A 14,208-nucleotide genomic window follows, 5' to 3' on the forward strand; every position below is an offset into this window, starting at 1 on the left:
ATGGCAGGACTCCGGGTCGCGGAAGCCGGGGCGAGACAGGTCGGATTTGAGGACGGCCGAAGAGGCGTCAGCAGGTCAGTGGGTCATCGTCCCGGCATTCGGCATCAGGGTAGCGCTGCGACGCGGAAATCGCGCGCTGTTGACGCGCCCCGCAGTGCCCGCTTCCCCCGAGAACAATTATCAGTGCAGGTTGCAGTGGTCACAATCTAGGCCGTTTAGCTACGATTACTATAATTTCCTTAACATATGACGAGCATTGAAACTAACTGGGGAGGCCGAATGCCGAGAGTTTATACAGGTTCTCACCTTATGCTTCCAAGATCTAAGAAGTACAGACATTTCGTTGAGAGCTTGCGGATCAAAGATGGGAAGCAAGTTGTTGACAGATTCCAGTACGGATACAAGGACCATGTTCGAGCGTTCGCAAGAGAGATTGTTGGCATGGCCGCTTGGGCTGCGTCGCATGGTGAGCCCGGCTTTGAGGACGTGCGCTCGAACACTGAGCTCTGCGAACCGTTGGTTTATTTCGACGGGAAAAAAGTAGACGTAACGGGTGTCGTTGATTACGATAGTTCGGAGCAAGTCGGTACATTTCGCATGGAAACCGCTGGAGGTTTGCTCGAGATACCCAACGTCCACTCTTATACCGTTTTTATCAGGTGGAAGGGTCGTTATCTTGCCTGTCTTTATAGGTGGCAGCCGGAAGCCGACCTTCTTAATGATGTGATCGTTTCGGCCATCGTAAAAAATGGGGACAAATTCAACTGGGTTTTATTTAAGGGTACAGAACAAATCAAATCGCTTGAAGACGTGGACGAGTTTGAATACGTACCTACGCTGAAGGATGCTTTCCTTGCAAGTTCCTCCAGAAGGGGCTTTGTTATCCTTGCAAAAGAGAAACAACCTGGCATATATGGCAATTTCTTGTTCGATGTCAACGAGCTCGCTTTTTACCAACTTGACGATTCGAGCGGTTCGCCGAGCTGGGCATTTCAGGAGGAACGACAGGGCCACGCTTCTGCAGACAATTGGGGACTGTCTTTGTGGTGGCATGATAGCGAGCTGCGCGCTCGCTACGGTTCGTTCTCGTTGGAGTCGACTGCGCCGAATGAGGATAAGGTTACTTTTCTTCTTCATGTAGAGAACAGCAAAATGTCGCTAATTGTTCAGCGCTACATTTCCAACGCCGATGCAGTCGAAGTAATCCCGAATTTATTTGATGATGACCAGACGATTAACCTCGCGGTGACTTATGTGAATAGGGCCGAGGATGCGAGATTTCTTTATTACTGTTTTACAAAAGAGCCCTCGCTTTTCTGTCACGCCATCTACGGAATCGGAATCGATGAGCTTGAGCGTGGTACCGAGAACCATTGGCTGGAGTATCAGAGCGTTTACCGCTATTCTCCCGAGGCATTTAAGCATTTGAAGCTTGTCGTGCGCGATCTCTATAAGCTATGCGGAGAAACGCCGCGGCGAGGACTGTTGCCTGAGGGGGCCTATCGATCTTGCTGTTCCCAGAAGGTGATGTCGATATTCATGGGCAACTATTTTGGCAGTAATCTGACAGAAGAACAGCGGCTATATATGTTCTACCACGGTGGCAAACAGGACTTTAGGGCGGAAAAGCAGAAATACGATGAGATCTTCCAGGAAATAGCCTCTGAGGGAACGTTAAATCACAGGTGGAAGGGTGAGTATACGTTATTCCAAATCATCCAAAGCTCATACCCAGATGCCATATTTCAGTATCACTCTAGCTGGCTTGGAAATCAGTCTCTCGATATTTTCGTTCCGTCGATTTCGACTGGGTTTGAATATCAAGGGCAACAACACTATCAGGCAATAGAGCTTTTTGGAGGCGAAAGCGCGCTTCTTGCTACGCAAGAAAGAGATAGAAAGAAGAGGCAACTCTGCGAAGAGAATAACGTGTGCCTAATCGAGTGGCGTTTTGATGAGCCACTTTCCGCGCTTGTCTTAAAGAGAAAGCTAGAAGCGCGTGAAATCGATACAGACGGCATCAGTTTCGTGGAGTCCGGTAATCCGGAAAAGACCAAGATTTCAAAAAAGAAAAATGGGTCTAAGCGGAAGCATCTCAAGTCAACGCAGGCCAAGAAAGAAAGGTTGCAGGGAAAAGACGTCCCCGAGGAATACAGGGCCCCAATTAAGCGCGCCAAGATACAGGAAGTACTGGTCGGTTTCCGAAGGATGTTTCCCGATGCCACCTACGCCGACATTGTGAGAATAACTGGAATATCTCGCCCGACAATAAACAAATATTTGGGTAAACCGACGTACCGTGGTTGCCCGAAGTACTGAGTTAAAAAACAAAAGAGGCTATCGGGAGACAGAGTGATGCTTTCAGTATCTTCAATGTCAGCCTAGATACAAAAGCTCTTTGGAAGCTTTAAGAGCGACGCTTTCATTATGAGAGTGTTGCTCTTTTTATACACGTGATGGCTGACGCGCTAGCCGCGTGTCGTTCCGGCAATGAAAATGGCAAAGCATTGGCATCGTGTGGCGGCCAGGAGCAGTCAGGTAGTCGCGAAGTTCAATGGACCCGTTGCATGCGCTTCAAATTCATGTCCGCACCAGTGGTTGCACTTTTGATTAACAGCACGAAGGCATCTGTCGTATATCTCATGCTGTAGATACATCGACGAGTTCAGAGTTGAAGGTGAGGCGAGCTTTTTTCGATACTCGGCGTTCGCCGCAGCAGGACTACGACTATGCGGCCGGGTGGCACCTCCGCTACGCCGCGTCAAGGGGGCCCATGAGACCCCGCACAAACCTCCGCTCCGCTCCGGTTGGTGGAGGTCGTCACGGACCTCCCTTGACCCGTCTTCGCTCCTGTGCGGCTTTGCAGGGAGCAAAGCCGACGACGACGCGCGGCGTCGCCATTCGGCTTTGCCCGCAGGGGCGAGATGTTGAGGGCCACGTGCCCGGAACGGAGGAAGACATGCAGCGGCTGATGACCGAGGAAATCGCCAAGACGGTGCCGAGGCTCTACGAGCAGGACGGGGCAGGGGACCCCACGGTCTACGCCCACTACTTCTCGTGCGTGAACGGATGGGACTGGTGGCTGCTCGAGTTCGACGGCACGGACGAGGCGTTCGGCCTCGTCATGGGCTACGACGACGAGCTGGGTTATTTCAGTCTCAAGGAGATGGCCGAGCTGAATCGTTCGATGGGTTTCGCCGCCGTCGAGCGCGACGAGCACTTCTCCCCGAAGCCGCTCAGCGCCGTCAGGATGAGGTAGCCGCATGGTCACGGTCGAGTTCGACTTTATGGGCGAGGCGGTCCGCCTCGCCCTCGTGGCCGGGGAGTACGTGGGCGGCGGCCTCGCCGTCCTCCTCCTCGACGCCACGGACCCGCGCTCCGAGGGCTACATGGCCGAGTGGGGCGTGCTCACGGCGAGCGTGCCGGCGGCCGCCGAGTGGTGCCGCGGGCGGGGCAACATCGCCATCGACGCCGCGGTCCCCGCGGCGCTCCTCGGGGCGCTCGAGGCCGCCGGCATGCTCCGCACGGTCGGCCGCTCGGCGGCGTCCGGGATGGCCCGCTACCCGCTGGCCACGGTCGCCGGGCACGCCCTCGAGAGCATGGGCGGTCTGCCCGAGACCCTTGAGGAGGCTCTCGGCTCGACGGTCGTCGTCGAGTACGAGTCGGGCGGCGTCGGCGGCGCGTTCGATGTGGGGACCGCGCCGGCGGGCTCGGATGAGCTAGAGCGACTCATCGCCGCCGCGAGGTCCGAGGCCGACGCGTTGGCAATCGCCGGCGGATGGGCGGCCGTCCGGGTCGGCTTCGGGGACGCCGAGACTATCGACTGCGAGACGGGCCGGACGGTATACACGGCCGGGTCGGAATAGCATCGGACCGCCACCTGCACGGGCACGCCGGCGACGGCGTGCCCCTCGCGGCGTTTCGCGGGGATGCCTCGCGCCATCCCCGGACCCCTGCGCGCCAAAGGGACGTGCCCCCTTGGAACCCCGGACCGCCGCCGGCGGGCCGTGAACGGCGGGACAATCGCTCGGCTTCAACTCGCGATCGACCCGCCGTGTCACGGCACGCCGGCTCTCGCTCCGGCTCCGCTCGATGGCTCCCCATGGGTCGCCATCACTGCGCCTCCGCTCACCTGCCCCGTTGCACTCCGCCCGCATGGGCTTCCGTTACACGGGCCATGCAAGATATGTATTCCGTGCAACGGAATACCTTGCCCGACCGAAGCCGGGATGTGCGGACCGCTCCGAAGTCGCTCCCGCAGAGCCGTGCAACAGCCTTGCCGGCTGTTGCACGGACCCCAGATATGAAAGCTCGCATGATCACCCAAGCGCAAAAAGACGCGCCGGCCATCGGGGTCGACGCGTCTCGAAACATCGCTCAGCGCAGCAATATTTACAGTTCTTTCTTACGGTGCCTTGATGCCCAACCTACTTTAGGGTCGCGTACATGACGGCCTTGATGGTGTGCATGCGGTTCTCGGCCTCCTGGAAGACGCGGGACTGCTTGGACTCGAAGACCTCGTCGGAGACTTCCATCTCGGTGACGCCGAACTGCTCGGCAATCTCCTTGCCGACCGTGGTGTTAGTGTCGTGGAACGAGGGCAGGCAGTGCATGAAGATGGCTGTGGGCTTGGCCATGGCCATGACCTCGGAGGTCACTCGATAGGGGCTCATGAGGGCGATGCGGCTCTTCCAAAGCTCTGCGGGCTGGCCCATGCCGACCCAGACGTCGGTGTAGATGACGTCGGCGTCGCGGGCACCCTCCTCGACATCATCGGTGACGGTGATGGTGCAGCCGTTCTCGGCGGCGATGCGCTCGCACTCGGCCAGGAACTCGGGATCGTAGGAGGTTGCGCCCTCGCCGGTGGCGATGGGGCCGCAAGAGCAGTAGTTGATGCCGAGCTTGGCGCAGATGATCATGAGGGAGTCGGCCACGTTGCCGGCGTGCTTGCCGAAGAACGTGAGCTTGAGGCCCTTGGTGTCACCGAATTCCTCGCGCATGGTGAGGATGTCGGCCAGCGCCTGGGTGGGGTGGAACTCGGTGGTCAGGCCGTTCCACACGGGCACGCCGGCGTTCTCGGCGAGGCACTCGACCTTCTCCTGCTCGAAGCCGCGGTACTCGATGCCGTCGTACATGCGGCCGAGGACGCGGGCGGTATCCTCGATGGACTCCTTCTTGCCCATCTGGGAGGAGCCGGGCTCGAGGTAGGTGACGCCCATGCCGAGGTCCATGGCGCCGACCTCGAAGGCGCAGCGGGTGCGCGTGGAGGTCTTCTCGAACAGCAGGACGATGTTCTTGCCCTCGAGGTACTTGTGGGGCATACCCATACGCTTGGCGTTCTTGAAGTCGGCTGCGAGAGCGAGCAGGTACTCAATCTCCTCGGTGGTGTAATCGAGGAGCTTGAGGAAGTGGCGACCGGAGAGGCTTACACCCATGATGGTTCCTTTCGGTAATGGTTTGAGGAGCCCGCACGCCGGGTGGATTGGTTGCCTGGCGTGCGGAGGGGAAATTGAGAACTAGATATCGGCGCGCTCGAAGGGCATGGTCATGCAGCGGGGACCGCCACGGCCACGAGAGAGCTCCTCGGAGGGGGCGACGAGCAACTCGACACCGGCCTTGTAAAGCAGGTCGTTGGTGACCTTGTTGCGTTCGTAGACGAGAACCTTGCCGGGCGCCACAGCCAGGGTGTTGGAACCATCGTTCCACTGCTCGCGGGAGGCCTCGATAGGATCGCCGCCACCGCACTCGAGCAAGGTAACCTTGTCCACACCGGTAGCAGCCTCGAGAATGTGCTCGAGGGTGTCGTCGATCTCCTCGATGGCGATCTCGCCGGGCTTGGCGCCGCGGGTAAGGCGGTAGACCTTGAGACAGTCGAAGATACCGGGGTAGACGGTGAACTTGTCGTAGTCGACCTGGGTGAAGACGGTGTCGAGGTGCATGAAGGCGTAGCCGTAAGGGATCTTGATGGCATAGATTGCCTCGATCTCGGAAGGCACCTCACCCCAGAACATGTTCTGAGCGAGCTCGTCGATGGCCTCGGGAGAGGTGCGCTGCGAGATGCCGATGGCGAGCGTCTTGCCGTTGATGTTCAGGATGTCGCCGCCCTCAATGTGGTACTTGGAATCGTGGTTGTACCATACGGGGGTACCTGCGTAGTCGGGGTGGTTGGCGAGGATGGTGCCGTAGAAGATGGTCTCGCGGTTGCGCTGGGGCCAGTACATCTTGTTGAGGCATACGCCGTGGCCTACGACCGCCAGAGGATCGCGGGAGAAGTAGGAGCTGGGCAGCGGGTAGACCACGAGGTCCTCGGGCTTGGCGTCCTCGGAGTCCAGAATGGACAGAGAGGCAGAGGTAGCCGGGATGTCCAGGTCGCGATAGTACAGACCGCCCATGCAGGCGAGCACGAACTCGTAGTTGTCCTTGATGGACGAGAGCTTCTCGCGTACGACGGCCTCGAGCGTGGGGTTGGCGATATTCGCCTCGGAGATGAACTTCTCGAAGAACTCGCCGCGTGCGCTGGGTACGAGGTCCATGGTTTCGGCAAGCATCTTCTCCATGTAGAGAACCTCGGCACCGGCGCCGCGCAGGAGGTCGGTGAAGGCGTCATGCTCCTTTTGAGCCCAGTCGAGATCGAAAGCGTCGTGGATCCAGACCTTCTCGAAGTCCTCGGGGCGCAGGTTAACCAGGTCCTTACCCGGACGGTGGACCATGACGCGCTTGAGCTGGCCGATCTCGCTGTGAACGTTAAGTCCCTTGATTGTTGTCATATTGACTAACCTTTCTGAACGTTACACGCTACCCCACGACGGGGAGCATGCTGGAAACGGATACGAACACGAGGTTGATAACAGTGACGACGAGGAAGAACTTCCATGCCGTCTTCCACCACTGGCCAAGGGAGATCTTGCAGACGCCCAGACCGGCGACGAGGATAGCACTCGTGGGGCAGATGAGGGACATGGTGGTCCCACCCATAGAAAGCGCGGTAACGGCACCCTCGGGGTTGAGGCCCATGAGCTCGGTCAGAGGACCGAAGATGGGCATGGTGAGGGCCGCAATCCCCGAGGAGCTGGGGACGAGGATGGCAAGCACGTTGTCCACGGCGTACAGGATGGTGGTGAACAGCACGGGAGGGATACCTGCCAGGCCCGTGGCCATGGCGTTGAGAATCGTGTCGATGATCATGCCGTCGTTGGCGATGACGAGGATGCCGCGGGCGAGGCCGACGACGATAGCGGAGAACGCGAAGTCCTTGATACCGGCGACGAACTCACTGGCGATGGTGGCCTCGTTCATGCCGCCGATGATGCCGGAGAGCAGGCCCATGGCCAGGAAGATGCCGGCAATCTCGTTCATGTACCAACCCTGGGTGACGAGACCCCAGATAATGGCGCACATACCGGCGACGAAGATAGCCAGGATGGCCTTCTGGCGACCGGTGAACTCGACCTCCAGCGCGTTATCGTTGACGGAGAACTCCTCGCGCTTGGCGAAGTCGTCCTTGTAGGTGATGGAGGACTCGGGGTTCTTCTTGACGTGGCGGGCGTACATAGTGACCCAGGCGATGCCCACGATGGTGAGGACCACAAAGGCAATCATGCGCAGCCACAGCTGGGGGTTACCCTGGATACCGATGACGCCCTGGGCGATAAGGACGCTGAAGGGGTTGATGGTCGAGGCGATGTATCCGATACGGGCGCCGACGAAGACGACCATGAAGGCGGTCATCGAGTCGAACCCCATGGACATCATGATGGGAAGGAAGATGGCGAAGAACGGCAGGGTCTCCTCGGCCATGCCGAAAGTGGTGCCACCGAGCGCGAACAGCGCCATGCAGATGGGGATGATCAAGATGTCGCGCTTCTCGAAACGCCTGACCACACGGCTCATACCGTTGGTAATGGCGCCCGTCGCGGTGATTACCTGGAAGGAACCGCCGACGATGAGGATGAACGCGACGACCTCGACGGCCTGCTGGATACCGACCGCGGGAGCCTGCAGAACGTCGAAGACGCCCTGGCGAAGATCGACGGTCGCACCGTCCTCATCGACGGAGACCTTGTCGACCTCCTGATAGGTACCGGCCACGGTGACCTCACGACCCGCGACCTCGGTGCGCTCGAAGGCACCCGAGGGGACGAGCCACGTGAGGGCCGCGAACACCACCATCAACGCGAAGATGATGGTGTAGACATGAGGCACTTGGAACTTCTTCTTTTCTTCAGCCATGTCTCCTCCTTATTGCTTCTATCCACGGCGCCGCAGCGCCTGTTTGACGTGAGTCCATTGTTGGACATCGCGTCACACGCGCCGCACGCGCTGCGCCCGATGGCACCGTTTGCGGCGGCAAGCGTCAGCTAGGTTGATGTTAAACGTCAATACGCAAAATAACGATTGATATATAATGTCAATTAACCAGCACTAGGCAACATTACGGTATGGCATTGCGCTACAGTGCCTATATACAGATGCACGAGGTACGGAGATAGGTATGCAAAACGCACTGCACGTCGTCAACGAAACGGGGACGCTCAAAAAGGTCCTGGTCCACTCCCCCGGTATCGAGACGGCGAGCTTTACGTCCGATGAGTTCAGCAGCGTCTTCGCGCTGCGCCCCACACGCACGAGCTTCGACTACGACAAGGCGATCGAAGAGCACCGCAACCTGGTTAAAGCTTTCGAGGACAGCGGCATAGAGGTTGTATACCTTAAGGACCTCGTGATCGAAACCGTCGAGCATGACGAGCAGGCACGGCGCGAGCTGACCGAGTCGTTCCTCAGCACCTGCAGCGTGAGCGGCAACGAGCTGCTAGGCGCCCTGCGTGCCTATCTTGAGAAGGCTACATCCGCAACAAATCTGGTAAACATGATGCTCGCCGGCATGCGCTACGAGGACGTGCTCGACCTACCCACGGCGACTTCTTCGCTCGCGCAGGCAGTCGGCATGGGCTTCAATCCCCACGGGCTCATGGTCAACCCCATGAACACGCTGTTCTTTGCCCGCGACCCGTCTGTGGTCGTGGGCAACGGCGTATGCTGCAACCACATGTACTGGAACGATCGCAACCACGAGGCCACGCTCCACACCGTCGTCTTCCGCCATCATCCCATGTTTAAAGACACTCCCCTGTGGTTCGAGCCCGAGAGTTCCTTCCATATCGAGGGCGGAGACATCCTCAACATGGACGAGAAGACCGTGCTCGTGGGCATGTCGCAACGCACCGAAGCGGCGGCGATCGATGTACTCGCGGCCTCGCTGCTCTGGAACCCGCAAAGCACCGTCGACACCGTGTACGTCGTCGAGGTGGAAGAGAACGGTACGCGCATCCACCTAGATACGTACCTCAACCGTATCGGCCCCGAGACCTTCGTGGTCGACCGTGCCATCGGCGAGAACCTTCACGCATACAAGATTGAACGCGGCCGCAAGCAAGGCACCTGCACGGTCGTATCGCTCGACTGCGACCTGGACCAGCTGTTGGCATTGGTTGCCGATGTACCCAGCGTGCGAACAATATCGTGCGAAACCCCAAGCTTCAACAGGACCGTAGAGGGAGCCGCCGTGGAAACCCTCGTGCTCTCCCCCAATAAGCTGTGCGTCTCGGCCAACAACGCCATCATGAACCGCAAGCTCGCACGAGCCGGCTTCGACCTCATAGAGATTTCCCTCGACGAGTTGACGAGCGGGTTTGGTGGCCCCAGCTGCCTGTGCATGCCACTTGTTCGCAAGCTGGACTAATGGACAAGGGAAGCAACATAGCTCTCCTGCGCGAGCAGCTGGGGCTCACTCAGGCCGAATTTGCCCGCGACCTTGGTGTTGCAAAAGAAACCGTATGCCGATGGGAGAAAAACCGTACGGCGATTCGACCGAGACATATCCAAAAGATGGTCAAGCTGTACGGTGTGACGGAAGACGACATCTTAAGCGACAGCATAGGACTTGCCGCACGAGAGGCCCTACGCTCCGCCAAGGGCGAGGGGTTGAACCCGCAAACTCGCGACGCGTTTCCCATCCTGCGAATCAAGCGATCGGGAAATGGGACCTCGTTGCAAAGCGTAGGCGCCACGCTCACCCCCTCCGACATAGCAGAGAGGCATCTGCACGCCGCGTACGTGCAGATGAACAACAAGGACATGACGCTGCTGTATCCCCAAGGCACGCTGCTGCTGGTCGACCCAGACGTGAAGCCATACAACGGCTGTACGGTGGTGGCGGCCATCGACGCCGTCCGCGTGCTGATTCGCAGGTACAGCATGGGAAACAACACGATCGTGCTTTCGACGCACAGCTATGACTCGACTGCACCCGACCTCATTCTGGATCGTAGACGTGTTCGCATTATCGGTGTGGTCGTGTGGTATCGGGGCGCAATGGACATTGTGTAGCCGCGAGACAACGAGTGGCTTTTCGCACGTGGCCACGGAACGGTTTCTACAGCCCGCACGGACAATCGGACACAAAGACACGCCGGCCATGTAGACCGACGCGTCCTGAAACATCGCTTCACGCTGCAATCTCCATTACCGCCACATGGTGCGCATCACGGGTAGGTCCTACAGGCTCAAGGATGCCCCGGCGGAGAGGAAGAGAGGGCCGTAGGGCGGTTGGGGCGGCGTTGTCGAAGTTGGGTAAACGGAGTGACTCCGTTGGGTAATTTACAGTAGCGCAATTGACCGATTTCCCATTGACGGTAACAAAAGTCAATCCCTGCCCCTTCCGTCATCCGCGCCCTCGCGGGCGAGCTCCCAGGCCGCCCGCATGGCAAGGTCGATCCCCCTTGCCGTGAACCTCATGATCCGCCCGGTCGAGCGGTTGACGGCGTAGCCGAGCCTCGCGCCGTTGATCTTCCGCGTCTTGCCGAGGGACTTCGAGTGGTAGCGGTACTGCAGCGCCCCCCGCTTGGAGCGGGCGACCTCGATCCCGTCCGATTCCAGCAGTCTCGCAAACTCCCCAAAGCGATCGGGGCAGTTTTTGAGCCTCCCGACCTCCTCCGCCCTCTGGGCGATGATCGCCCGGACCTTTGCGTTCTCGGACTTGCCGGACCGCCCCTTCTTTGCCATCTCGCGTTCCTCGCGACCGGGCTGGCGCGCGTGCACCCGCGAGTTCGAGAGGCCCCTTTCGAGCTGCCTCAGGCCGTACTCCGCATCGAGGTCCCTCACCGTCCCCACGCGGGATTTCGCCGCCGCCCTCGCCGGCCCGTCGTTCAGGCGCCGCCCCGTCTCGAGGTCCGTCCTGTTGATTGCGAGGTGGGCGGCGAATCGGGCCGAGCCGTCCGACTTGCACCTCTCCTCGTGCAGCACGATCACGATCTCTTGGTTGGGATAGCGCCTGGCTATATAGTCCCTCGCATACTCCATGCAGCGCGAAGGCGTCATCGGCCCGCCGTTGCAGGAGCACTCATCCGGATTGAAACCGATCACCTGATGCTGCATGTACGTGCACCTCGCGCCCTGCTTCCCGGGCCGGTTGTGCCCGGCCGCCTCCCGGGTCGCATCCATCTCCTCGAACCAGCGGCCCTCGTTGACGATGTGCTGGGTATCGTGGTCTAGGACCTTCTCCCTGTCCCAATCGAAATAGCGCCTGAGGTTCCGGAGGTGCTCCCTGCTCATGACGCTCGTCTGCTTGATTGCGGTCATCTTTCGACTCCCCTCGAAGTCCACCGTCAGTCGACGAAGAGGCCGGACCATCCATCGGAAGCAGGCGCCTCCGCGGGCCCTTCCTCGAATTCGGGGGCCCACAGATCGACGCCGTCCGTCCGGCCCGCCCGCCTCGATACCAGCCTGGCCTGGTATTCCATCCTTTTGGCCGTCTCGTGCTCGCGCGTCCCCAGGTCGAAATGCCCTTTCGTCGGCATCCGCGTGCAATCGCAGACGGGCGCCCGGAAACATCCCGCATGGCCCCTGCCCACGCCGTTCTCCGCGGTCTTCACCACGATCACGCCGTCCTTGTCGGGGGACATTTCCGTCCACTCCCAGGGGTGGATCAGGTCGTCGGCATGCTCGCTGTAGGATGTTGACCCCGTGCCGCCCGAGGGCCCCCTGCTCGAGCTGGTTCCCATGGTGTGCCGCGTCGTCTTCCCGACAAGCTCGGTGAAATACTGGCGGTCCTCGGCCTCGCCCAGCTTCATGGCGACCTTGACGCCGCAGTTCGCCAGGATCTTCTTCCGTCCGTCGCGCTCGCCATACTTGTTGAGCTGGGAGATATTCTGGACCGCACCCATCCAGAACAGGTCGTACGAGCGCCCGAGGCTGAGGAGGCTCGGCAGGCACTCGACCTTCGGCAGGTTCCCCCATTCGTCACCGAGGATGGACACGGGCCTCGGCAGCTTGCCGCCGGATGCGTCCGCGATGGAATACACAGCGGAATAGAGCTGCTCGAACAGGACCGCCGCGATCGCGTTGTAGGGAGAGCCCTCGTCCATCACATGGAGGAATAGCGCGGTCTTCTCGCCCAGGATTCTCCCCGGCTCGATATCGTTGCCCGAGGTCATGCGCGCAATCGGCGCCGACGCATAAATCCTCAGGTTGACCTTCAGGGTGGAGACGATGCTCCTCAGCTCGTTGCCGCCGCTCGAGATGAACTGCGAGGCGCGCGAGCGGGCCGGGTGCCCCTGCGGCAGGGAGCGGAACAGGCCTTTCAGGGGTTCGCACGGGTCCTCGCCGGCACCCTCCGTCCCCAGGCATATGATGTGGTAGACCGTTGCGAGGTGTCTGCAACTCCGCGGGCAGCCCTCGTCCAGTACGGTCAGAATGATCGTCGCCGCCAGCAGCGACCGCGCGGATTCCGTCCAGTGGGTCGCCTTCGCATCGGCCTCCCCCGCGATTAGCGTACGGGCGACGGCGTCCGCGGCCTGCTCCGCCGCCGGCAGGTCTCCCCCGCTCGCAAGCCTATCGACCATCTCCAGGGGATTGAACGTGTCGCTCCTCTCGGGATGCTGGGCATCCAGCAGAAGCACCCGGTAGCCGCGACGCTCCAACTCATCGCCCGTCAACTCGATGAGCTCGCTCTTCACGTCGGACACGATGATGGTCTGCGGTATCGATTCCCCGTCATCCGCCCCATACGTCAGCAGGTCGATTGTCGGGATCAGAATCGACCTGGATTTTCCTGCGCCCGTCGAGCCATCGAGGAACATATGACGTCTCGGCTCGAACAGATACCTGGAGCCGAACAACGTCTTCTCGAACCCGTACACGAATCCCCTGCTTTTAGGCTGTCCGTGCCCATCCCAAATCTCCGAGCCCCGGATGGTCTCGGGCCCCGTTTTCACCCGCGCCTCCCCGAACACGCCTCCATCGGTGGCCCGCTCCTTCGAGGAGGCCGATAGCTGCATGAGCAAGAATATCGACAGGAACAGGGCGAACGAGGCGAGGCAGCCCGGGATGCAATGGGGCGCCACGTTGACCCACCACCAAATGATGCTATCCACGCTCAGGGCGAATCCGATTGAGCTCAGCTCGATCGGAAGTCCGAGGACCACGCAATCGAGGGGGATGGCGACAAGGGGCGCAAGCCCCGCGGTAAGCAGCGCCGCGAAAGCCAGCGCCATGACCAGCTTCTCCTTCATGTGGACCACCTACCCCCTTGCGCAGGCGAGCAGGTCGTTGACCCAGCCCACCGCGGTCGAGACGATTGAAGTCGCCCGATTGAGGTTGTTGAGGACGATCGGGTCGGACCCGTAGGTGTTAAGGGCGCGGACCGCCTGGTTGAGGTTCGTGCCGATCTTCTTCAGCTCGGTCCTGATGCCGGCAAGCTCCCCCGTGTCGGCGACCCTGACCGGCTTCTCGCCGCAGAGCAGGGCGGCGTCACGCATGAAGGTGGACGCTGGCATATTCATGGCCGCCGCCTTCTCCTCGATAGCCCTACGCTGCGCCTCGCTCATCCGTACGTTGATATGCGCGTTCATGGAAGTCATAACCGTCCATTCCGGGCGGGGCCGACGCATCGACCCCGCCCCTTTTATTAAGTTGAAATTGCTTGGAGCATCCGACCGATGCGCCCAATCCTCGCCCGTGCCCATACATCAAAGGGAACTCCCGGCAATGTTCCGAGATATATACGGTATGGCCGCCATTGATCCCTATAGATATCAAGAGCATCGAGCAGGCGTTCCCGTTCCCAAATGAGCTCGGCTGCCGAGAGCAAAGGAAGGTCCCTGTTCTCGGCGCGCGCGAGCTCGTCGGACGACAAGCATGGGTTGGGCGCCC

Annotated in this window: 11 protein-coding genes; 5 read left to right on the top strand and 6 right to left on the bottom strand. The window is 60.1% G+C overall.

Annotation, left to right across the window (positions count from 1 at the left end; translation table 11 throughout):
• Positions 1-441: 441 nt before the first annotated feature.
• The 3 genes from AB5750_RS03400 (at position 442) to AB5750_RS03410 (ending at position 3,866) form a co-directional block, all read left to right on the top strand.
• Positions 442-2,319, top strand: a complete 1,878-nt coding sequence (locus AB5750_RS03400; RefSeq protein WP_368145709.1) for a hypothetical protein — start codon at positions 442-444, stop codon at positions 2,317-2,319.
• Between the two features lie 640 nt (positions 2,320-2,959).
• Complete coding sequence (locus tag AB5750_RS03405; RefSeq protein WP_368145708.1) at positions 2,960-3,259, top strand: DUF2958 domain-containing protein; 300 nt, start codon at positions 2,960-2,962, stop codon at positions 3,257-3,259.
• Positions 3,260-3,263: 4 nt separating this feature from the next.
• On the top strand, positions 3,264-3,866 hold the full coding sequence (locus AB5750_RS03410) for a hypothetical protein (RefSeq protein WP_368145707.1): 603 nt from the start codon (positions 3,264-3,266) through the stop codon (positions 3,864-3,866).
• Positions 3,867-4,427: 561 nt separating this feature from the next.
• On the opposite strand, the gene argF is transcribed toward AB5750_RS03410, so the two are convergent.
• The 3 genes from argF to AB5750_RS03425 form a co-directional block, all read right to left on the bottom strand.
• Entirely contained in the window at positions 4,428-5,435 is a 1,008-nt protein-coding gene (argF, locus tag AB5750_RS03415) for an ornithine carbamoyltransferase (protein WP_152068498.1), read from the bottom strand.
• 81 nt (positions 5,436-5,516) lie between these two features.
• The gene (locus tag AB5750_RS03420; RefSeq protein WP_152068497.1) at positions 5,517-6,767 is read right to left on the bottom strand and encodes an arginine deiminase; all 1,251 of its coding nucleotides are present in this window, start codon (positions 6,765-6,767) and stop codon (positions 5,517-5,519) included.
• A gap of 28 nt (positions 6,768-6,795) precedes the next feature.
• The gene (locus AB5750_RS03425) at positions 6,796-8,229 is read right to left on the bottom strand and encodes a YfcC family protein (RefSeq protein WP_152068496.1); all 1,434 of its coding nucleotides are present in this window, start codon (positions 8,227-8,229) and stop codon (positions 6,796-6,798) included.
• A 262-nt stretch (positions 8,230-8,491) separates the two neighbouring features.
• On the opposite strand from AB5750_RS03425, the gene AB5750_RS03430 reads away from it, so the two are divergent.
• Both AB5750_RS03430 and AB5750_RS03435 read left to right on the top strand, forming a co-directional pair.
• The gene (locus tag AB5750_RS03430; RefSeq protein ID WP_368145706.1) at positions 8,492-9,739 is read left to right on the top strand and encodes an arginine deiminase family protein; all 1,248 of its coding nucleotides are present in this window, start codon (positions 8,492-8,494) and stop codon (positions 9,737-9,739) included.
• Positions 9,739-10,386, top strand: a complete 648-nt coding sequence (locus AB5750_RS03435) for a helix-turn-helix domain-containing protein (protein WP_368145705.1) — start codon at positions 9,739-9,741, stop codon at positions 10,384-10,386. The genes AB5750_RS03430 and AB5750_RS03435 overlap by 1 nt, the downstream gene beginning before the upstream one ends.
• A 315-nt stretch (positions 10,387-10,701) precedes the next feature.
• On the opposite strand, the gene AB5750_RS03440 is transcribed toward AB5750_RS03435, so the two are convergent.
• The 3 genes from AB5750_RS03440 to AB5750_RS03450 are packed head-to-tail and all read right to left on the bottom strand — an operon-like array spanning position 10,702 to position 13,916.
• Complete coding sequence (locus tag AB5750_RS03440) at positions 10,702-11,637, bottom strand: relaxase family protein (protein WP_193221507.1); 936 nt, start codon at positions 11,635-11,637, stop codon at positions 10,702-10,704.
• 26 nt (positions 11,638-11,663) lie between these two features.
• Positions 11,664-13,568, bottom strand: a complete 1,905-nt coding sequence (locus tag AB5750_RS03445; protein WP_368145704.1) for a type IV secretory system conjugative DNA transfer family protein — start codon at positions 13,566-13,568, stop codon at positions 11,664-11,666.
• Positions 13,569-13,577: 9 nt separating this feature from the next.
• Positions 13,578-13,916 carry a plasmid mobilization protein gene (locus AB5750_RS03450; RefSeq protein ID WP_368145703.1) on the bottom strand — a complete coding sequence of 113 codons (339 nt, stop codon included), beginning with the start codon at positions 13,914-13,916 and terminating at the stop codon, positions 13,578-13,580.
• Positions 13,917-14,208 lie beyond the last annotated feature (292 nt).

Source organism: Collinsella aerofaciens (assembly GCF_040926185.1).
Lineage (GTDB): Bacteria > Actinomycetota > Coriobacteriia > Coriobacteriales > Coriobacteriaceae > Collinsella > Collinsella aerofaciens_BC.